This is a genomic window from Thalassovita mangrovi, from assembly GCF_009857745.1.
Lineage (GTDB): Bacteria > Pseudomonadota > Alphaproteobacteria > Rhodobacterales > Rhodobacteraceae > Thalassobius > Thalassobius mangrovi.
Genome location: NZ_WWEN01000002.1, coordinates 677,614 through 696,654 on the forward strand (window position 1 = coordinate 677,614; position 19,041 = coordinate 696,654).

General features: G+C 63.0%; 21 protein-coding genes. 11 read left to right on the forward strand and 10 right to left on the reverse strand.

Features of this window, described 5'->3' with window-relative positions; genetic code table 11:
• Positions 1 to 158 precede the first annotated feature (158 nt).
• From GR167_RS05050 to GR167_RS05080, 7 genes are all read left to right on the forward strand, one after another.
• Positions 159 to 1,505, forward strand: a complete 1,347-nt coding sequence (locus GR167_RS05050) for a substrate-binding protein (RefSeq protein WP_160972340.1) — start codon at positions 159 to 161, stop codon at positions 1,503 to 1,505.
• Positions 1,506 to 1,632: 127 nt separating this feature from the next.
• On the forward strand, positions 1,633 to 2,640 hold the full coding sequence (locus GR167_RS05055; protein WP_160972341.1) for a branched-chain amino acid ABC transporter permease: 1,008 nt from the start codon (positions 1,633 to 1,635) through the stop codon (positions 2,638 to 2,640).
• A gap of 6 nt (positions 2,641 to 2,646) precedes the next feature.
• The gene (locus GR167_RS05060) at positions 2,647 to 3,846 is read left to right on the forward strand and encodes a branched-chain amino acid ABC transporter permease (protein ID WP_160972342.1); all 1,200 of its coding nucleotides are present in this window, start codon (positions 2,647 to 2,649) and stop codon (positions 3,844 to 3,846) included.
• Positions 3,847 to 3,859: 13 nt separating this feature from the next.
• Entirely contained in the window at positions 3,860 to 4,615 is a 756-nt protein-coding gene (locus GR167_RS05065) for an ABC transporter ATP-binding protein (protein WP_160972343.1), read from the forward strand.
• Positions 4,616 to 4,627: 12 nt separating this feature from the next.
• Positions 4,628 to 5,383: an ABC transporter ATP-binding protein gene (locus GR167_RS05070; protein ID WP_160972344.1), complete on the forward strand. Its 756-nt coding sequence runs from the start codon at positions 4,628 to 4,630 to the stop codon at positions 5,381 to 5,383.
• A gap of 72 nt (positions 5,384 to 5,455) precedes the next feature.
• Positions 5,456 to 7,405 carry an acetate--CoA ligase gene (gene acs, locus GR167_RS05075; protein ID WP_160972345.1) on the forward strand — a complete coding sequence of 650 codons (1,950 nt, stop codon included), beginning with the start codon at positions 5,456 to 5,458 and terminating at the stop codon, positions 7,403 to 7,405.
• A 151-nt stretch (positions 7,406 to 7,556) separates the two neighbouring features.
• Positions 7,557 to 7,832 carry a glucose-6-phosphate isomerase gene (locus GR167_RS05080; RefSeq protein WP_160972346.1) on the forward strand — a complete coding sequence of 92 codons (276 nt, stop codon included), beginning with the start codon at positions 7,557 to 7,559 and terminating at the stop codon, positions 7,830 to 7,832.
• A gap of 45 nt (positions 7,833 to 7,877) precedes the next feature.
• On the opposite strand, the gene GR167_RS05085 is transcribed toward GR167_RS05080, so the two are convergent.
• From GR167_RS05085 to GR167_RS05100, 4 genes are all read right to left on the reverse strand, one after another.
• Positions 7,878 to 8,384, reverse strand: a complete 507-nt coding sequence (locus GR167_RS05085) for a helix-hairpin-helix domain-containing protein (RefSeq protein ID WP_160972347.1) — start codon at positions 8,382 to 8,384, stop codon at positions 7,878 to 7,880.
• Positions 8,385 to 8,508: 124 nt separating this feature from the next.
• Positions 8,509 to 9,312 carry a 3-hydroxybutyrate dehydrogenase gene (locus tag GR167_RS05090; protein WP_160972348.1) on the reverse strand — a complete coding sequence of 268 codons (804 nt, stop codon included), beginning with the start codon at positions 9,310 to 9,312 and terminating at the stop codon, positions 8,509 to 8,511.
• A complete protein-coding gene (locus tag GR167_RS05095) occupies positions 9,312 to 10,829 on the reverse strand; it encodes a class I adenylate-forming enzyme family protein (RefSeq protein WP_160972349.1) in 1,518 nt (505 codons plus the stop codon). The genes GR167_RS05090 and GR167_RS05095 overlap by 1 nt, the downstream gene beginning before the upstream one ends.
• Positions 10,826 to 11,983, reverse strand: a complete 1,158-nt coding sequence (locus tag GR167_RS05100; protein WP_160972350.1) for an acetyl-CoA acetyltransferase — start codon at positions 11,981 to 11,983, stop codon at positions 10,826 to 10,828. Before GR167_RS05100 ends, GR167_RS05095 begins: the two co-directional genes overlap by 4 nt.
• 169 nt (positions 11,984 to 12,152) lie before the next feature.
• Between GR167_RS05100 and GR167_RS05105 the strand changes: the two genes are divergently transcribed.
• The 4 genes from GR167_RS05105 (at position 12,153) to aat (ending at position 15,433) form a co-directional block, all read left to right on the forward strand.
• Positions 12,153 to 12,689 carry a LuxR C-terminal-related transcriptional regulator gene (locus GR167_RS05105; RefSeq protein WP_160972652.1) on the forward strand — a complete coding sequence of 179 codons (537 nt, stop codon included), beginning with the start codon at positions 12,153 to 12,155 and terminating at the stop codon, positions 12,687 to 12,689.
• Between the two features lie 171 nt (positions 12,690 to 12,860).
• Positions 12,861 to 13,358, forward strand: a complete 498-nt coding sequence (gene accB / locus GR167_RS05110) for an acetyl-CoA carboxylase biotin carboxyl carrier protein (protein ID WP_160972351.1) — start codon at positions 12,861 to 12,863, stop codon at positions 13,356 to 13,358.
• 10 nt (positions 13,359 to 13,368) lie between these two features.
• On the forward strand, positions 13,369 to 14,715 hold the full coding sequence (gene accC, locus GR167_RS05115; protein ID WP_160972352.1) for an acetyl-CoA carboxylase biotin carboxylase subunit: 1,347 nt from the start codon (positions 13,369 to 13,371) through the stop codon (positions 14,713 to 14,715).
• Positions 14,716 to 14,779: 64 nt separating this feature from the next.
• On the forward strand, positions 14,780 to 15,433 hold the full coding sequence (gene aat, locus GR167_RS05120; RefSeq protein ID WP_370741246.1) for a leucyl/phenylalanyl-tRNA--protein transferase: 654 nt from the start codon (positions 14,780 to 14,782) through the stop codon (positions 15,431 to 15,433).
• Here the strand turns inward: aat and GR167_RS05125 are convergent.
• From GR167_RS05125 to clpX, 6 genes are all read right to left on the reverse strand, one after another.
• Positions 15,388 to 15,753 (reverse strand): DUF2155 domain-containing protein, encoded by a 366-nt coding sequence (locus GR167_RS05125; protein ID WP_212769830.1) that lies wholly within the window; start codon positions 15,751 to 15,753, stop codon positions 15,388 to 15,390. The two genes, aat and GR167_RS05125, sit on opposite strands and share 46 nt — an antisense overlap.
• On the reverse strand, positions 15,750 to 16,214 hold the full coding sequence (gene mlaD / locus GR167_RS05130; protein ID WP_160972353.1) for an outer membrane lipid asymmetry maintenance protein MlaD: 465 nt from the start codon (positions 16,212 to 16,214) through the stop codon (positions 15,750 to 15,752). The genes GR167_RS05125 and mlaD overlap by 4 nt, the downstream gene beginning before the upstream one ends.
• 10 nt (positions 16,215 to 16,224) lie before the next feature.
• Entirely contained in the window at positions 16,225 to 16,608 is a 384-nt protein-coding gene (locus GR167_RS05135; RefSeq protein WP_160972354.1) for an NADH:ubiquinone oxidoreductase subunit NDUFA12, read from the reverse strand.
• 188 nt (positions 16,609 to 16,796) lie between these two features.
• On the reverse strand, positions 16,797 to 17,156 hold the full coding sequence (locus tag GR167_RS05140) for a RidA family protein (RefSeq protein ID WP_160972355.1): 360 nt from the start codon (positions 17,154 to 17,156) through the stop codon (positions 16,797 to 16,799).
• A gap of 18 nt (positions 17,157 to 17,174) precedes the next feature.
• A complete protein-coding gene (locus GR167_RS05145; protein ID WP_160972356.1) occupies positions 17,175 to 17,729 on the reverse strand; it encodes a hypothetical protein in 555 nt (184 codons plus the stop codon).
• Positions 17,730 to 18,995: an ATP-dependent Clp protease ATP-binding subunit ClpX gene (clpX, locus tag GR167_RS05150; RefSeq protein ID WP_160972357.1), complete on the reverse strand. Its 1,266-nt coding sequence runs from the start codon at positions 18,993 to 18,995 to the stop codon at positions 17,730 to 17,732.
• Between the last annotated feature and the right edge of the window lie 46 nt (positions 18,996 to 19,041).

A 19,041-nucleotide genomic window follows, 5' to 3' on the forward strand; every position in this document is an offset into this window, starting at 1 on the left:
AGTATACTAAAGTATTGTGCATAAATTTACAAAAAAATTGTTTCGTCAAAAGCCGTTGTTGCGAAGTTTTCTTTTCCGCGCTGATAATCAATTTGCACGAATGTGCGCGCGGCACTGCTTGAGGAGGCTTGCCGCAAATCACAAAACGGGAGGAATTTATGTCCAAGACCAATCTGACGCGTCGTGGCGTGCTGAAGTCGGGTGCCGTTGCCGGTGCCGGCGTCGCGCTTCCGACGATCTTCACCGCATCGTCGGCGGCGGCCTATACGAACGAACCCACCGGTGGCACCGTCACCCTGGGCTTCAACGTGCCCCAGACCGGCCCCTATGCGGATGAGGGCGCCGACGAACTGCGCGCCTATGAGCTGGCGGTCGAACACCTGAACGGTGGCGGCGACGGCGGCATGATGAACACGTTCTCGTCGAAGGCGCTGAAGGGCAACGGCATCCTGGGCAAGAAGGTCGAATACGTGACCGGCGACACCCAGACCAAATCGGACGCCGCCCGCGCATCGGCCAAGTCGATGATCGAAAAAGACGGCGCCATCATGATCACCGGCGGGTCGTCCTCGGGCGTGGCCGTGGCCGTTCAGGGCCTGTGCCAGGAAGCCGGCGTGATCTTCATGGCGGGTCTGACCCACTCGAACGACACCACCGGCAAGGACAAGAAGGCGAACGGTTTCCGTCACTTCTTCAACGGTTACATGTCGGCAGCCGCGCTGGCGCCGGTGCTCAAGAACCTCTACGGCACCGACCGCAAGGCCTATCACCTGACCGCGGACTACACTTGGGGCTGGACCCAGCAGGAATCGATCGCAGCCGCGACCGAAGCCATGGGCTGGGAAACCGTCAACAACGTTCTGACCCCGCTGGCGGCGACCGACTTCTCGTCCTACATCGCGCCGGTTCTGAACTCGGGCGCGGACGTTCTGGTTCTGAACCACTACGGCGGCAACATGGTGAACTCGCTGACCAACGCGGTTCAGTTCGGCCTGCGCAACAAGCAGGTGAACGGCAAGAACTTCGAAATCGTGGTTCCGCTGTTCTCGCGCCTGATGGCACGCGGCGCCGGCGAAAACATCAAGGGCATCGTCGGTTCGACCAACTGGCACTGGTCGCTGCAGGATGAGGGTTCGAAAGCCTTCGTGAAATCCTTCGGCACCAAGTACGGCTTCCCGCCGAGTCAGGCCGCGCATACCTGCTATGTGCAGACCCTGCTTTATGCGGATGCGTGCGAACGCGCCGGTTCGTTCAACCCCTGCGCAGTCGGCGAGGCCCTGGAAGGCTTCGAATTCGACGGCATGGGCAACGGTCCGACCCTGTACCGCGCCGACGACCACCAGTGCTTCAAGGACGTGCTGGTCGTGAAGGGTAAAGAAAACCCGACCTCGGAATTCGACCTTCTGGAAGTTGTCGAAGTCACCCCGGCGGCGCAGGTCACCTACGCACCCGATCACCCGATGTTCGCAGGCGGTTCCCTGGGCACCTGCAACCCGGGCGCATAAGCTCAAAAAGAACAATGAAATCAGGGCCGTGCGCGCAAACCGCGCGCACGGCCGTTTCGGCCAATGCATCGGGGCACACCCGTGCGGCCTGCTGGCCGGCAGCCGATAAATTTCCAAGGTGGGGACAATGGACGCAATCATCCTGCAAATCCTGAACGGGCTCGACAAGGGCTCGGCCTATGCGCTGATCGCGCTCGGGCTTACGCTTATTTTCGGCACATTGGGCGTCGTGAACTTCGCCCATGGCGCGCTGTTCATGATCGGCGCCTTCTGCGCCGTCTTCGTGCAACGGGTGCTGACCCTGTCGGTCGAAACCGTCGATCCGACCAAGACCGACTTTCTCGGCAATCCGCTGAAGGTGAAAACGCCCTATGTCGAAAACTGGTTCGGCCATGATTTCGGCTCGGCGATCATCGACTGGTCGGTGCCGCTGTCGGTGCTGTTCTGCATCCCGGTCATGGTGCTGATCGGTTTCGTGATGGAACGCGGGCTGATCAAGCATTTCTACAAGCGCGAACATGCCGACCAGATCCTGGTGACCTTCGGGCTTGCCATCGTGCTGCAGGAAGTGATCAAGGCCTTCTACGGCGCCAACCCGATCCAGACCCCTGCCCCCGAAATGCTGTCGGGCGTCGCCACCCTGGCCGGCGGCATCGTCTATCCGGTCTGGCGGATCGTCTATTTCTGCTTTGCCGCGCTGATCATCGGCGGCGTCTTCGCCTTCCTGCAATTCACCACTTTCGGCATGGTCGTGCGCGCCGGCATGGCGGACCGCGAAACCGTGGGCCTGCTGGGCATCAATATCGACCGCCGCTTCACCATCATGTTCGGCATGGCCGCCGCGGTGGCAGGTTTGGCCGGGGTGATGTACGGGCCGATCAACGCGCCGAATTACCATATGGGGATGGATTTCCTGGTGCTGTCCTTCGTCGTCGTGGTTGTCGGCGGCATGGGATCGCTGCCGGGCGCCGTCGCCGCAGGGTTCCTGCTGGGCATTCTGGAAAGCTTCGCCTCGACCACCTGGGCGACCACCACCATTCCCGGCATCAACCAGATCATCATCTACCTTGTCGCCATCATCATCCTGCTGACCCGTCCGCGCGGTCTGCTGGGTAAAAAAGGCGTGATGGAGTAAGAGACAATGTTTGGACTCAACAAAAAAGACAGCGCTCTGCTGCTCGCCGTCGCCGTGCTGACCATGCTGGCGCCCTTCATCCTGAACCCCTTCCCCACCGATAGCGGGCTGGCGCAGTTCAATGCCGGGTATCCGGACCTGATGCAGCGTTTCGTGATCTTCGGCATCTTCGCCATCGGCTTCAACATCCTGTTCGGCCTGACCGGATACCTGTCCTTCGGCCACGCGGCCTTCCTGGGTGTCGGGTCCTATTCCGCGGTGTGGATGTTCAAGCTCTTGTCGATGAACATCATCCCGGCGATCATCCTGTCGGTGATCATCGCGGGCCTGTTCGCGCTGGTGATCGGTTACGTGTCGCTGCGCCGCTCGGGGATCTACTTCTCGATCCTGACCCTGGCCTTCGCGCAGATGTCCTTCGCCCTGGCCTATTCGGTGCTGACCCCGATCACCAACGGGGAAACCGGCCTGCAGCTGAGCCTGGACGATCCGCGCATCCTGGACGGCGCCAGCACCACCGGGTCGCTGCCGGTGACCAGTCTGTTCGGGCTGGAAATGCGCGAAGCGGTCGACATGGCGGTGGGCCCGTGGAGCTTCACCTTCTCGGTCGGCTACTATGTCTGCGCCGTGTTCATGATCCTGGCCTTCTATCTGGCGATCCGCATCTTCCGGTCGCCCTTCGGCATGATGCTGCGCGCGATCAAGTCGAACCAGCAGCGGGTCAGCTATACCGGCCTGAACCCGCGCCCCTACACGCTGGCGGCCTTCGTCATCTCAGGCATGTATGCCGGTCTGGCCGGTGGGTTGCTGGCCTCGATGGACCCGCTGGCTGGCGCCGAGCGGATGCAGTGGACCGCATCGGGCGAGGTGGTTCTGATGACCATCCTCGGCGGTGTCGGCACCCTGATCGGCCCGGTTCTGGGCGCAGGCCTGATCAAGTATTTCGAGAACATCTTCTCGAAGATCAACGACAACGTTCTGCATGGCTGGTTCAGCTTCCTGCCCGACGGGATCGAGGATTTCATCGTGACCATCATCCACCCCTTCGTGGGCAAGGGCTGGCACCTGACGCTGGGCATCATCTTCATGCTGGTGGTGACCTTCCTGCCCGGTGGCCTGGTCGAGGGCGGACAGCGCATCGCGCGCATGTTCCGCGGCAAGAAGAAAACCGGTGGCGCCGATGCCGCCAAAACCGAAGCTGCAGAATAAGGAGACGCGAAGAATGGGTATTCTTGAAGTCAAAGGCGTCAACAAGCGCTTCGGCGGTCTGCAGGCGCTTGGCAATGTGAACCTCAGCGTGAAGGAAAATTCCGTTCACGCCATCATCGGCCCCAACGGGGCGGGCAAATCCACCCTGCTGAACTGCCTGGTGGGCAAGCTGATCCCCGATACCGGGTCGGTGATGTTCGACGGCCAAAGCGTGCTGGGGCGCAAGCCGCATGAAATCAACCAGATGGGCATTTCCCGGGTGTTCCAGACACCCGAGATCTTCGGCGACCTGACGGTGATGGAAAACATGATGATCCCGATCTTCGCCAAGCGCGACGGGGCCTTCCGGATGCATGCGATCGAAAACATGATGGCCGAAAAGGACGTCGTGGAAGCGGCCGAACACATGCTGGAAGAAATGAACATGGCCGACAAGCGCGGCATGCATTCGGCCTCGATGTCGCGCGGCGACAAGCGGCGGCTGGAAATCGGCATGTGCCTGGCGCAGGAACCGAAACTGTTGCTGCTGGACGAACCCACCGCCGGGATGGCGCGGGCCGACACCAACAACACGATCGACCTGCTGAAACAGATCAGCGACGAACGCGACATCACCATCGCGATCATCGAACACGACATGCACGTGGTGTTTTCGCTGGCGAACCGGATCACCGTTCTGGCCCAGGGCACGCCGCTGGTCGAGGACGATCCGGAAAACATCAAGGGCAATCCCAAGGTGCGGGAAGCCTATCTGGGCGAAACCGCGTAAGGAGTTGAGACCATGAACGTCAAACCTGATTTCTCGAAGGGTCACAACCTTGCCGAAACCGCCCCGGCCTTCCTGTCGGTCTGGGACATTCACGCCTATTACGGCGAGAGCTACATCGTGCAGGGCGTCGATTTCAACGTGCACGAGGGTGAAATCCTGGCCCTGCTGGGCCGCAACGGGGCGGGCAAGACATCCACCCTGCGCGCCATCGCGCGGCTGGACGACCCGGCGATCACCCATGGCGAGGTCTGGCTGGATCACCAGCCGCTGCACCTGATGAATTCCTACAAGGCCGCCCAGGCCGGGATCGCGCTGGTCCCCGAAGACCGCCGCATCATCCCCGGCCTGACGGTTGAGGAAAACCTCAAGCTGGCGCAGATCGCCCCGCCGATCGGCTGGTCGATCGACCGGCTGTACGAACTGTTCCCGCGGCTCGGCGAACGCCGCCTGCAGGAAGGCGTCACCCTGTCGGGCGGCGAACAGCAGATGCTGGCCATCGCCCGGGCGCTGGCGCGCGACATCAAGGTACTGCTGCTGGATGAACCCTATGAGGGCCTGGCCCCGGTGATCGTCGACGAGATCGAGCGCACTTTGCGCAAGATCAAGGAACAGGGGATCACAACGGTGATTGTGGAACAGAACGCCGTGCGGGCCCTTGAACTCGCCGACCGTTCGGTCATTCTCGACACCGGCACCGTCGTATTTGACGGGTCGGCCGCCGAAGTTCTGCAAAACAAGGAACTTCGCGAAGAATACCTGGCCATCTGACCTTGGCCGGATCGGGCCTGCCCGGAGGAGGGCAGGCCATTGAACTAAGATTGAATTGAGGGAGGCCCTCCGATGACCGAAAACATCTATCCCGTGCCGCAGGAATTCAAATCCACGGCGCATGTCGATGCCGCGAAATACGAAGAGCTTTACAAGGCGTCGATTTCGGACCCCGAAGGGTTCTGGCGGGAACAGGGTCAGCGTCTGGACTGGATCAAGCCCTTCACCAAGGTGAAAGACACGTCCTTCGCGCCGGGCAATATCGACATCAAGTGGTACGAGGACGGCACGCTGAACGTCAGCGCCAACTGCATCGACCGTCACCTGGAAACCCGCGGCGACCAGACCGCGATCATCTGGGAACCCGACGATCCCGAGGATGAAGCGCAGCACATCACCTATGCCGAACTGCACCGCCGCACCTGCCGGATGGCCAACATCCTGGAAGACCTGGGCGTGCGCAAGGGCGACCGGGTGGTGATCTACCTGCCGATGGTCCCCGAGGCGGCTTACGCGATGCTGGCCTGCGCCCGGATCGGCGCGATCCATTCGATCGTCTTCGCGGGCTTTTCGCCCGACGCCCTGGCGGCGCGCATCAACGGCTGCGACGCCAAGCTTCTGATCACCGCCGACCACGCCCCGCGCGGCGGCCGCAAGACCCCGCTGAAGGCCAATGCCGACGCCGCCCTGCTGCATTGCAAGGACACGGTGAAGTGCCTGGTGGTCAAGCGCACCGGCGATCAGACTACCTGGATCGACGGCCGCGATTACGACTACAACGAACTGGCAATGGAAGCGGACGATTATTCCAAGCCGGTGGAAATGGACGCCGAAGATCCGCTGTTCATCCTCTACACCTCCGGGTCGACCGGCCAGCCCAAGGGCGTGGTGCACACCACCGGCGGCTACCTCGTCTATGCCGCGATGACGCATGAAATCACCTTCGATTACCACGACGGCGACATCTACTGGTGTACCGCCGATGTGGGCTGGGTCACCGGGCACAGCTATATCGTCTATGGCCCGCTGGCCAATGGCGCCACCACGCTGATGTTCGAAGGCGTGCCGACCTACCCCGATGCGGGCCGGTTCTGGGCGGTCTGCGAAAAGCACAAGGTGAACCAGTTCTACACCGCCCCCACCGCGATCCGCGCGCTGATGGGCCAGGGCGTCGAATGGGTGAACCGCTACGACCTGAGCGACCTGAAACTGCTGGGCACCGTGGGCGAACCGATCAACCCCGAAGCCTGGGCCTGGTACAACGACAATGTCGGCAAGGGCCGCTGCCCGATCGTCGACACCTGGTGGCAGACCGAAACCGGCGGTCACATGATGACGCCGCTGCCGGGCGCACATGACACCAAGCCGGGCGCCGCGATGAAACCGTTCTTCGGCGTCAAGCCGGTGGTCCTGGACCCGCACACGGGCCAGGAAATCGACGGCAACGGGGTCGAGGGCGTGCTGTGCATCGCCGACAGCTGGCCGGGCCAGATGCGCACCGTCTGGGGCGATCACGAACGGTTCGAAAAGACCTATTTCGCCGATTACAAGGGCTACTACTTCGCCGGCGACGGTTGCCGCCGCGATGCCGACGGCGACTACTGGATCACCGGCCGCGTCGATGACGTGATCAACGTGTCGGGCCACCGGATGGGCACGGCTGAGGTCGAAAGCGCGCTGGTGGCGCATCCCAAGGTGGCCGAGGCCGCCGTGGTCGGTTACCCGCACGCGGTCAAGGGCCAGGGCATCTATTGCTATGTCACCCTGATGAACGACGTCGACCCTTCGGACGAGCTTTACAAAGAGCTGCGGACCTGGGTGCGGACCGAAATCGGCCCGATCGCCAGCCCCGACCTGATCCAGTGGGCCCCGGGCCTGCCGAAGACCCGCTCGGGCAAGATCATGCGCCGCATCCTGCGCAAGATCGCCGAAAACGACTACGGCTCGCTGGGCGACACCTCGACCCTGGCCGATCCTTCGGTGGTCGACGACCTGATCGAAAACCGCATGAACAAGGGTTAATTCCTCCCCCCTTTCACATGCGAAGACCGGCCTTTTTCGGGCCGGTCTTTTTCTTTGCGCGTTTGCGCAAGATCAAGATGGGGCGGAAATTATGCGGTTAAGGTTGTATGCATCAACTGCATTATTCCACCATTCGCGAAAGGGGAATTTCATGAGACATCTGATCCTTGGCGGCCTGGCCGCGTCGCTGCTGGCCCTGCCCGGCTGCTACGGCATGACCCGCGACGAAAGCATGGTTGTGGGCGGCCTGACCGGCGCGGCCCTGGGCATCGTTACCGCAGACATGCTGGATGCCAACCGCAACTGGACCATCATTGCCGCCCTGGCCGGCGCGGCCGTGGGCACCCAGGTCGCGGTCAACAACTCGACCAACGAATGCGCCTATTCCAGAGGCGACGGCACCTATGTTGTGCGCCCCTGCTACTAAGGCTTAGCGTACTGAGCTGAAAGGGCCGCCTCCGTCAGGGGGCGGTCATTTTTTCTTCTTGCCCGCCTTGCCGGTTTTCTTCGGCTTGTCCTTGGCCGGTTTCTTGCCGGCCTTCTTGGATTTTTCCGCCTTCGGCTTCTTTTTCTCGGCCTTTTTCTTGTCGGCTTTTTTATCGGAGGCGGCCTTGGCCGCTTTTTTCTTGCCGTCCTTCTTGGGGGCCTTGTCCTTCTTGGGCTTGTCCGCCGTCTTCGCTGTCTTGGCTTTCTTCGGCGCCTTTGCGACCTCTGCGGCGGCCTCCACTATGGGTTCAGGCGCAGGTTCGGCGGCAGGTTCCGGCGCGGGCGCGGCCTCGGGCGCGATTTCCGCCAAGACCCCGGCCACTTCGCGGGCGGCGGCCACCAGCATCAGCGCGCGCGCCGGACCGACGCGCGGGATGGTGATCAAGTCGGCCGGGTCGGCCTTGGCCAAATCCGCCGCGGTGCGAATCCCCAACTCGCCCAGCTGCGCGGTGATCGCCGGGCCCACGCCCTTCACGTCGGAAACCTCTGTCATCTCTGCCTGTCCTCATCCATCCCGGAAAGTTTCGGGGACCCTACAGCAAAAGCACAGACAATGTATATACATTTCCGCGAAGAATTCCGGCGCCGCCCTTCATAGGCGGCGCCAGAGCGTTCCGTTACTGCGCGGTCCAACCGCCGTCGACGGGGATCGCGGTGCCGGTCACGTTATGGGCGATCGGGGCACAGAGCCACAGCGCCAAGGCACCGATTTCCGACGGGTCCGACATCCGCTGCGAGGGCTGCTTTTCCGACACCAGATCGGCGATCCCGGCATCGCGGTCACCGCCAAAGGCCGCCGCGCGGGCGTCGATCTGCGGGCCAAGGATGGCGGTTTCGGTCCAGCCGGGGCAGATGCAGTTCACCGTCACCCCGCCCGCGTCCCTGCGGCCTTGCGCGGCATATTCCAGCGCCGCCACCCGGCTCAGCCCCACCAGCCCGAACTTGGCCGCCACATAGGGCGCCTTTTCCTTGCTGGCGACCAGCCCGTGCACGCTGGCGATGTTGATCACCCGGCCATAGCCGCGTTCGGCCATTTTCGGCAGCGCCTTTTGCATTGTGGCAAAGGCCGAGCTGAGGTTGATCTGCAGGATCGCGTCCCACTTGTCGCGCGGCATCTCGGCCAGCGGCGCTGTGTGCTGGATGCCTGCATTATTGACCAGGATGTCGGCGCCGCCCCAGGCCTCGACCGCGTCCATCATGTCGTCGATCTGATCGGGGTGACGCAGGTCGCCGCGGAAAAATTCCGCCTGCGGCGATCCCTTGGCGCGCAGATGTTCGCAGACCTCGTGCACCTGCGCGTCGCCCGCGATGCCGTGCACCGCGATCCGCGCCCCCGCCTCGGCCAGGCTTTCGGCGATGGCCAGGCCAATCCCCTGTACCGATCCCGTGATCAGGGCGGTTTTGCCGTTCAGATCCGTCATCACATCTCCTCCAGTCGTTTGCGCAGCTCGGTTTTCAGAACCTTGCCGTAATTGTTCTTGGGCAGCTCAGGCACCGCGAAATACGCCTTGGGCCGCTTGAACCGCGCGATCTGATCCAGACAATGCGCGTCGAGCGCCGCTTCGTCCAGCGCCGCGCCCGGGGCCATCACCACGAAGGCCACCACGTCTTCGCCCCATTCTTCGTTGGGGCGGCCCACCACGCTGACCTCGGCCACCGACGGGTGGGTCAGCAAAGCCTCTTCCACCTCGCGGGGATAGATGTTGGTGCCGCCCGAAATGATCAGGTCCTTGGAGCGGTCCTGCATGGTGACGTAGCCGTCTTCGTCCATGAAGCCGACATCGCCGGTCATCAGCCAGCCGCCCTGGATGGTCTTTTCGGTCGCTTCGGGATTCTGCCAGTAACCGGGCATCACGATATCCGACCGCACCATGATTTCGCCCGCCTGCCCCCAGGGCAGTTCGTTGCCGTCAGAATCTCCGATCCGCACCTCGACCGCCGATTGCGCCCGGCCGACCGACTTCAGCCGCTCCTGCCAGCGCAGGTGGGTCCGGTCGGCAACGTCGTGGCGCGACAGGGCGGTGATGCCCATCGGCGCCTCGCCCTGGCCGTAGATCTGCACGAAGATGGGGCCGAAATGATCCACCGCCTCGGCGATATCGGCCAGGTACATCGGCCCGCCGGCATAGACGATGGTGCGCAGCCCCTCACCCGTTTCGTCATTGGCCTTGGCGATCTGGGTCATCCGCTTGACCATGGTGGGGGCGGCGAACATCTGCACATTGCCGAAATGGCGCGCGAGATCGAAAATCTCGGCCTCGTCGAAGCCGCCCGAGGGCGGGCAGACATGGCGCGCGCCCATCCGCACATGCACCATGTTGTAAAGCCCCGCGCCGTGGCTCATTGGCGCGGCGTAAAGGATGGCATCGTCGCCGCTGACCTGATCGACATCGGCGAAATAGCTCAGCGACACGGTGGTCAGCATCCGGTGGGTGATGATCACCCCCTTGGGCCGCCCAGTGGTGCCCGAGGTGTAGAACAGCCAGGCCAGATCGGCGGGGTTGCGCGCGATCGGCGCGGCGGCGGGATCGCCTTGCAGGATGCCCGCGTAAGCGTCAGAGGTCACGTCGACGATATCGCCCGCCGCATCGGCATCGCGCAACGCCTCGGTCAGGCCCGGCGAGGTGAAGCTGATCTTCGTTCCCGAATTGTCGATGATCCAGGCCGCTTCGCGCCCGTGCAGTTTCGAATTGATCGGCACCACCGCGGCCCCGGCATACCAGGCGCCATATTGCACGATCAGGAAATCGGGACAGTTCTTCATGAAGATCGCCACCCGGTCGCCCGGTGCCAACCCCTGAGCGGTCAGCCAGCCCGCAACCTGCAGCGCCTTTTCGTGGAAGGTGGCATAATCGGCGACGCAATCGCGGCCCAGATAGAGGGCGGGTCGATCCGGATGGATCTGCGCGCTGCGTTCAAGCCAGGATGCGATATTCATTTCACCACCTCGAGGATCGACACGTGCGACGCCACGCCCGATCCGCCCATGTTGAAGACCAGCCCCAGCTCCGCGCCGGGATGCTGCATCGCGTCGGCCTGCCCAGTCACTTGCCGGGCGATCAGCGCATGCATCGACACGCCGGTGGCACCAACGGGATGGCCCTTGGCCTTCAGCCCGCCGGACAGGTTCACCGGCAGGCGCCCACCGGCATAAACGGTGCCGTCTTCCAGCACGCTGGCCCCCTGCCCCTTGGGCGCGAGGCCCATCGCTTCGTAGATCATCAGCTCGGCGATGGTGAAACAGTCATGCACCTCGGCCACGTCGATATCGTTCACGGTGACGCCCGCGCGCTGATAGGCCAGCGCCATCGCCCTTGCCGGGCCTTCGAAATCGGTCAGCTTGCGCGCCGACATCGGCAGCATGTCACTGACATGCGCGACCGAGCGGAAGCGCACCGCCTTTCGCACATCGCCCAGCAGATCGTCGGCCACCAGAACCACCGCCGCCGCACCGTCGGATACCAGTGAACAGTCGGTTTTCTTCAAGGGTGCGGCGATCATCGGGTTGCGGTCGCTTTCCGTGGCGCAGAATTCCAGGTCCAGCGGCTTTTGCAGCTGCGCCAGCGGGTTGTGCACCGAATTGCCGTGGTTCTTAGCGGCGATTTTTGCCAGCGCCAGGGAATGATCGCCGAATTCCTTGAAATAGGCCTGGGCGAATTGCGCAAAGATGCCGGGGAAGGAGGTGCCCGCCTCTTCCTTCTGGTAAGACGCACGCCCCAGAGCGGCGGTCACGTCGGCGCCGGACAGGTGGGTCATCTTTTCCACGCCGACCACCAGCGCCACCTTGCACTCGCCTGCCAGGATCGCCTGACGCGCCGCATGGACCGCCGCCGATCCCGAGGCGCAGGCATTTTCCAGCCGCGTCGCCGGTTTGTACCGCAGCCCCGGATCGATCCCCATCATCAGCGACGAAGCGAAACCGTCATCCACCATCCCGGCGTTGAAGTGGCCCAGCCACATGCCGTCGACATCCGCGCCCGCGATGCCGGCATCGGCAAGCGCCTGACGCCCGGCCTCGATGATCAGATCCTCAAGCGACTGGTCGCTCAGACGGCCGAATTTCGTGTGGCCCCACCCTGCGATGCAAACCATGTCTTCCTCCCTTATTTGACTGTAGCAGGAAACCACCAGCCCGATAGCGGTTCAATTGGTAGAAATACGCGAGCACGGCCTGCGGCCTTGTTCCGGGCCGGGCCATGTCCCTTTCAGCCAAACACAGTTGCCCCGCATACCGGTTTCGCGGCATATGTGGCGCATGGAAATTTCCGACCTTGGTTTCGAATACGCGCCCATCGGGCTGTGCGTTCTGGAAAACCGCATCATTCGCGGCTGCAACCGGCATTTCGCCGAAATCTTCGGGGCCCCCGCCGCAGACTTCACCGACGTGCCGCTGGCCGATTTCTATGCCAGCGCGGAAGATTACGAAGCCATCGGCGCGCGCGGGCTGGCGGCGATGCGTGAAACCGGGCGCTATGGCGACGAACGGATCATGAAGCGCCGCTCGGGCGAATTGTTCTGGTGCCGGGTGCGGGGCCAGTCGCTGACCCCCGACGATCCGTTCCGGCGCGGCATCTGGTCGTTTTCCGACCTGTCGGACGAACGCCCCATCGTGGCCCTGACGCAGCGCGAACGCGAGGTGGCGATCCTGACCTGCCGCGGCATGACCAGCAAGGAAATCGGCCTGGAATTGAGCCTGTCCTACCGCACGGTCGAGGTCTATCGCGCCCGGCTGCTGGAGAAATTCCAGGCCCGCAAGCTGGCGGAACTGGTGGCGAAACTGTCCGGCATGCCGCTGTGATTCCTCTCATTGCGACATTTTGAACATTTTCCCCTCGTAATTTTGTGCAAAAACCCCCATTTTCCCGTGCAGAAGGGCGCTTTCCGCTCCGTCAAGGATCGCCTATAAGGCGGCAAATTGGGGAACAGGCCCCGCCGACGCGCGGGCCAACCGAAACCGGTCGAGGACAATATGACAAAGAAAAACCATGATTCCGACGTGGCCTTCATCCAGGCTCTGGCAGAACTTTTGCAGGAAAACGATCTGACCGAGCTTGAGGTCATGCGCGAATATGGCGACAACGACAGCCTGAACGTGCGCGTCAGCCGCGCCACCCAGGTGGTGACCCAGGTGGCCGCGCCGGTCGCGGCAGCAGCCCCCGCCGCAGCCCCGGCCCCGGTGGCCGCCCCGGCCGCAGCCGAAGCCCCCGCCGCTGCCGAGGACCCCGCCAGCCATCCCGGCGCCGTGACCTCGCCGATGGTCGGCACCGCCTACCTGCAGCCCGAACCGGGCGCGCCGAGCTTCATCAAGGTCGGCAGCCAGGTCAGCGAAGGCGACACCCTGCTGATCATCGAGGCGATGAAGACCATGAACCACATCCCCGCCCCCAAGGCTGGGACCGTGAAGCGTATCCTGGTCGAAGACGGCGCCGCGGTCGAATTCGGCGCGCCGCTGGTCATCATCGAATAAGGCGCAGGCGATGTTCGAGAAAATCCTCATTGCCAACCGGGGCGAGATCGCGCTGCGCGTGATCCGGGCCTGCCGTGAAATGGGCATCCAATCGGTGGCGGTGCATTCCACCGCCGATTCCGACGCGATGCATGTGCGCATGGCCGACGAAGCGGTCTGCATCGGCCCGCCCGCGGGCGCGCAAAGCTACCTGTCGATCCCGGCGATCATCGCGGCCTGTGAAATCACCGGCGCGCAGGCGATCCATCCCGGCTATGGCTTCCTGTCGGAAAACGCCAATTTCGTGCAGGTGATCGAAGATCACGGCCTGACCTTCATCGGCCCGACCGCCGAGCATATCCGCGTCATGGGCGACAAGATCACCGCCAAGGACACGATGAAGGACCTGGGCGTGCCCTGCGTGCCCGGTTCCGACGGCGGCGTTCCCACGCTGGAAGACGCCAAGCGGATCGGCGAGGAAATCGGCTATCCGGTGATCATCAAGGCCACCGCAGGTGGCGGCGGGCGCGGCATGAAAGTGGCGCAGACCGCAGCGGACATGGAAAGCGCCTTCATGACCGCGCGGGCCGAGGGCAAGGCCGCCTTCGGCAATGACGAGGTCTATATCGAGAAATACCTGACCACGCCGCGCCATATCGAGATCCAGGTCTTCGGCGACGGCAAGGGCAACGCGGTGCATCTGGCCGAACGCGACTGTTCGCTGCAGCGCCGTCACCAGAAGGTGTTCGAAGAAGCCCCCGGCCCCTGCATCACCCCCGAGGAACGCGCCCGGATCGGCAAGATCTGCGCCGATGCGGTCGCCAAGATCAACTATATCGGCGCCGGTACGATCGAGTTCCTGTATGAGAACGGCGAGTTCTATTTCATCGAAATGAACACCCGCCTGCAGGTGGAACACCCGGTCACCGAAAGCATTTTCGGCGTCGACCTGGTGCGCGAACAGATCCGCGTGGCCGAAGGGCTGCCGATGTCGTTCACCCAGGACGACCTGGAAATCAACGGCCATTCGATCGAAGTGCGGATCAACGCCGAGAAGTTGCCGAATTTCTCGCCCTGCCCGGGCAAGATCACCGCGTTCCACGCCCCCGGCGGGCTTGGCGTGCGGATGGATTCGGCGCTGTATGACGGCTATTCGATCCCGCCCTATTACGACAGCCTGATCGGCAAGCTGATCGTGCATGGCCGCGACCGGGCCGAGGCGCTGAGCCGGCTGAACCGGGCCCTGGGCGAATTGATCGTGGACGGCATCGACACCACGCTGCCGTTGTTCCACGCGCTGCTGCAGGAAGAAGACATCCATTCCGGCAACTACAACATCCACTGGCTTGAAAAATGGCTGGAAACCAACATGGGCTAAGGCCCTCGCGGCGGGCGCAGGATGTGCCCGCCGTTTTTCGTTCCGGACAGAAGGCGCAAATCCCGTGAAGGATGACCGCGAACCCTTTCTGACCCCCGAGCTTTTGCTGAGCGCCTATGCGTCCGGCGTTTTCCCGATGTCCGAAGGCCGCGACGATCCCGAGATTTTCTGGGTCGATCCCCGCCTGCGCGGCATCTTCCCGCTGGACAGGTTCCACATTTCGCGATCCCTTGCAAAGCGGATGCGGCGCGGCGGTTTCGGCGTATCGGTCAATGCCGATTTCGAAGGCGTGCTGCGCGGCTGCGCCGACCGCGACGAGACCTGGATCAGCGGCGTGATCCATGACCTTTATGTCCAACTGCACGATCTGGGCCACGCCCATTCGCTGGAAGTCTGGATGGAGGGCGAGCTGGTCGGCGGCGTCTATGGCGTCACGCTGGGGCGGGCGTTTTTCGGCGAAAGCATGTTTTCGCGCCGCACCGACGCGTCGAAGATCGCCCTGGCCTATTTGGTGGACCGGCTGAACCTGGCCGGGTTCACCCTGTTCGACACCCAGTTCATTACCTCGCATCTGGCGTCACTGGGGGCGATCGAAATTCCCCGCGCCGAATATCACCGGCTGTTGCACGAAGCATTGCAGGGCCACGCGGATTTCACCGCGCCGGAGCTGCCTCATTCACCCTCGGAGGTGATACAGCGCAGCACCCAGACGTCATAGCGCGCGTGATCCAGCGCGTTCAGCGCCGGGGAGGAGGCCATCATCCAGCCCTGGAACAGCACCCCGTCGCGGTCCTGTTCGCGGATCGTCAGGAAGGCATAGGCGTCGCCCGCCGGGTTGCCCACCGGGAAGCGGCATTCGCGCAGTTCAACCGACAGGCGACCATACTCGGCCGAGGCGCCGTTCTGCAGCTCGATATCGGTGGTTTCGCCGCTGACCTTGTCCAGCCCGCGCAACATCGCGCCGCGGCCTTCGCTAACCTCTTCGGCCATGGCGGGCGCGGCGGCCAGCAGCGCCAGCAGCGACAGGATGCGGATCATTGCGCGCTGTCCGACGAGCTGCCGGAGCTGGAGACGAATTTCATCAGCAGCGACACCAGCGACACCGACCCTTGGGTATCTTCGATTTCATCGCCGGGGCCGAAGTTGAACGGCGACCCGCCGGGCACGATTTCCACGAAATTGCCGCCCAGCAGCCCTTCGGAGGAGACCGCGACGGCGCTGTCATCGGGGATGTCGATGCCGTTCCTGACGCTGAACGTGGTGTCGGCGCGGAAGGTCTGCGGGTTCAGTTCGATCCCCGTGACGGTGCCGATCTTGACCCCGGCCAGCCGCACATCGGTGCCCACGGTCACCCCTTCGAGCGACCGGAAGGAGGCGCTCAACGGATAGCCTGTGCTGCGTTCGGTGAAGCCGGTCACCTGACCGGCATAGATGACGAAGCCGATGGCAACGGCCAGAACCGCGCCCCCAACGACCACTTCGGTTTTGTTTTCGGACATCGGTACGGCCTTATTCCGGCGACCAGGCCTCGTAATCGCTGCGCGCGGAAGGTTCGGCGCGGCGGATCGATCCGGCGGGCGCATAGGCCTGCGCGGTCCCGGTCAGGTTTTCCAGATGCGGTTTTTCCCAGGTCTTGTGGACCATCGGGCGATCGGTCGGCGCTTCCTTGAAGGTGTGGTGCAGCCAGCCATGCCAATCGGGGCTGACCCGGCTGGCTTCGATTTCGCCGTTATAGATGACCCAGCGGCGCTTGCCGTCACGGGACTGGTAGAACACGTTGCCCTGTTCATCCTCGCCCACTTTCACGCCCTTGCGGGCGGTGTAGAGCTGAGTGTTGAGCGTCTGCCCGTCCCACCAGGTGACGGCGCGCAGAAGGGTGTTCAGAAGGCCCATGAGTCTCTCCGCAATTTCCTATGGCTGGTATGGCGTAATTCGGGAGCGAGGTCCAGTAGGTTGACCGTTTCGGAACCGGATCGACCCGGCGTCGCGTGGAAGCCGGGCTAGCGTCCGTCCGCGGACTGTCGCCAGCCCGGCTTGCGCGTCGGTTCGGCCTCCATTTCAGAGACCATTCCAGAATCGGCTCAGCCGGCCAGCGCGGTCAGTTCGATCTCGATGCGGAATTTCGGATCGATCAGCCCGCATTGGATCATCGTCGCTGCCGGGGGATTGTCGCCGAACACCTCGGCCAGCACCGGCCAGCAGGGTTCGAATTCGGCAGCGTCGGGCAGGTAGTAGTTCACCCGCACCGCATTGGCGAAAGAAGTCCCCGCCTGTTCCAGCGCCTTGCCGATGGTGTCGAGCGCCGAACGGCACTGTTCCTCGACGGTGTCGCCCTGTCCCACGGTGCCCGCCACATGGACGAAACCGCCGGCCACGACGGCGCGGCAATAGCCGATCTTGGCTTCGAATTCGCCGCCCGAATGAATGCGTTTGATGGTCATTTCATTACCTCTTTGAACTTAGTCGCCGAAACGAATACGCGCGGCGATGTTCTGAGGCAATGAGTAGATGTAGAGTATTTCGTCCACCACCGATCCGCGCTGATACCAGCTGCCCGGTTCGGCCAAGGCGCGGGACAGCCGAGCGTTGGTCGCATCGTCAAAATATTGGGAACAAAAGCTCAGCGCCATTCTCGTGTTGTCATCGAGCTCTGGCTCAGGCGTTTCCTTCCAGTCGCCACCGAAGCGATAGCGCAGGTTGGTCGTCATCCCGTCGGGATCCAGACGCCGCGTGGGCGGAAGGTCCGGCGCGCCATCGTGCAATTCCACAACTGAATAGGTGCAATCCCAACCGGGCCAATCCGGGCCAATTGGATGGTATCCCCGGCTGGCGAGGACGCTGCGAATGGGCACCAGTTCCTCGAAAAAGGCCACTGCATAGGCAGGATCGTCCGCCCTGGCGTTGTAACGTGCTTTCAAGCCGTTCCAGCCCCATATGGTCAAAAAATAAATGCCCGCGAAGATCGCGAGCATTTTAAGGACATTGAATGCCAGTTGCCGAAAGAACCAGCGCATTTAGCTGGCGCTGGCCTCTTCCTTCTTGGCGTCCGCGTAGATCATCAGCGGCTTGGCGTCCGAGGTCACCGCCTCTTCGTTCACCACGACTTCCTCGACATTGTCCATGCCCGGCAGTTCGAACATGGTGTCGAGCAGGATGTCCTCGAGGATCGAGCGCAGACCGCGCGCGCCGGTCTTGCGCTGGATCGCGCGCTTGGCGATCGCGTGCAGCGCGTCCTCGGTGAAGGTCAGCTGGCTTTCTTCCAGTTCGAACAGGCGCTGGTACTGCTTGACCAGGGCGTTCTTCGGTTCGGTCAGGATGGTGACCAGCGCGTCCTCGTCCAGGTCTTCCAGCGTCGCGATGACCGGCAGACGGCCGACGAATTCCGGGATCAGGCCGAATTTCAGCAGGTCCTCGGGTTCGAGATCCTTGAAGATCTCGCCGACGCCGCGTTCGTCCACGTCACGCACATCGGCGCCGAAGCCCATCGCCGAGCCCTTGCCGCGCTGCGCGATGATCCGGTCCAGTCCGGCGAAGGCGCCGCCGCAGATGAACAGGATATTGGTGGTGTCCACCTGCAGGAACTCCTGCTGCGGATGCTTGCGGCCGCCCTGCGGCGGCACCGAGGCGACGGTGCCTTCCATCAGCTTCAGCAGCGCCTGCTGCACGCCCTCGCCCGACACGTCGCGGGTGATCGAGGGGTTTTCCGACTTGCGGGTGATCTTGTCGACCTCGTCGATATAGACGATGCCGCGCTGCGCGCGTTCGACGTTGTATTCCGACGACTGCAGCAGCTTCAGGATGATGTTTTCCACGTCTTCGCCCACGTAACCGGCTTCGGTCAGCGTGGTGGCGTCGGCCATGGTGAAGGGCACATCGAGGATGCGCGCCAGCGTCTGCGCCAGCAGCGTCTTGCCGCAGCCGGTCGGGCCGATCAGCAGGATGTTCGACTTGGCCAGTTCGATATCGCCGGATTTCTGCGCGTGGTTCAGCCGCTTGTAGTGGTTGTGCACCGCCACCGACAGAACCCGTTTCGCCATCGCCTGACCGATCACGTAGTCGTCCAGCACGTTGCAGATGTCCTGCGGGGTCGGCACCCCTTCGGAGGATTTCAGCCCGGCGCTCTTGGTCTCTTCACGGATGATATCCATGCAGAGCTCAACGCATTCGTCGCAGATGAATACGGTCGGTCCGGCAATCAGCTTGCGTACCTCGTGCTGGCTTTTGCCGCAGAAGGAACAGTAAAGCGTGTTCTTGCTGTCGCCGCCGTTTGAATTCGCCATGTCTTCCCTTTCAGGCCAGGTATATCGAGCGCTTGTCCGTGCTTCT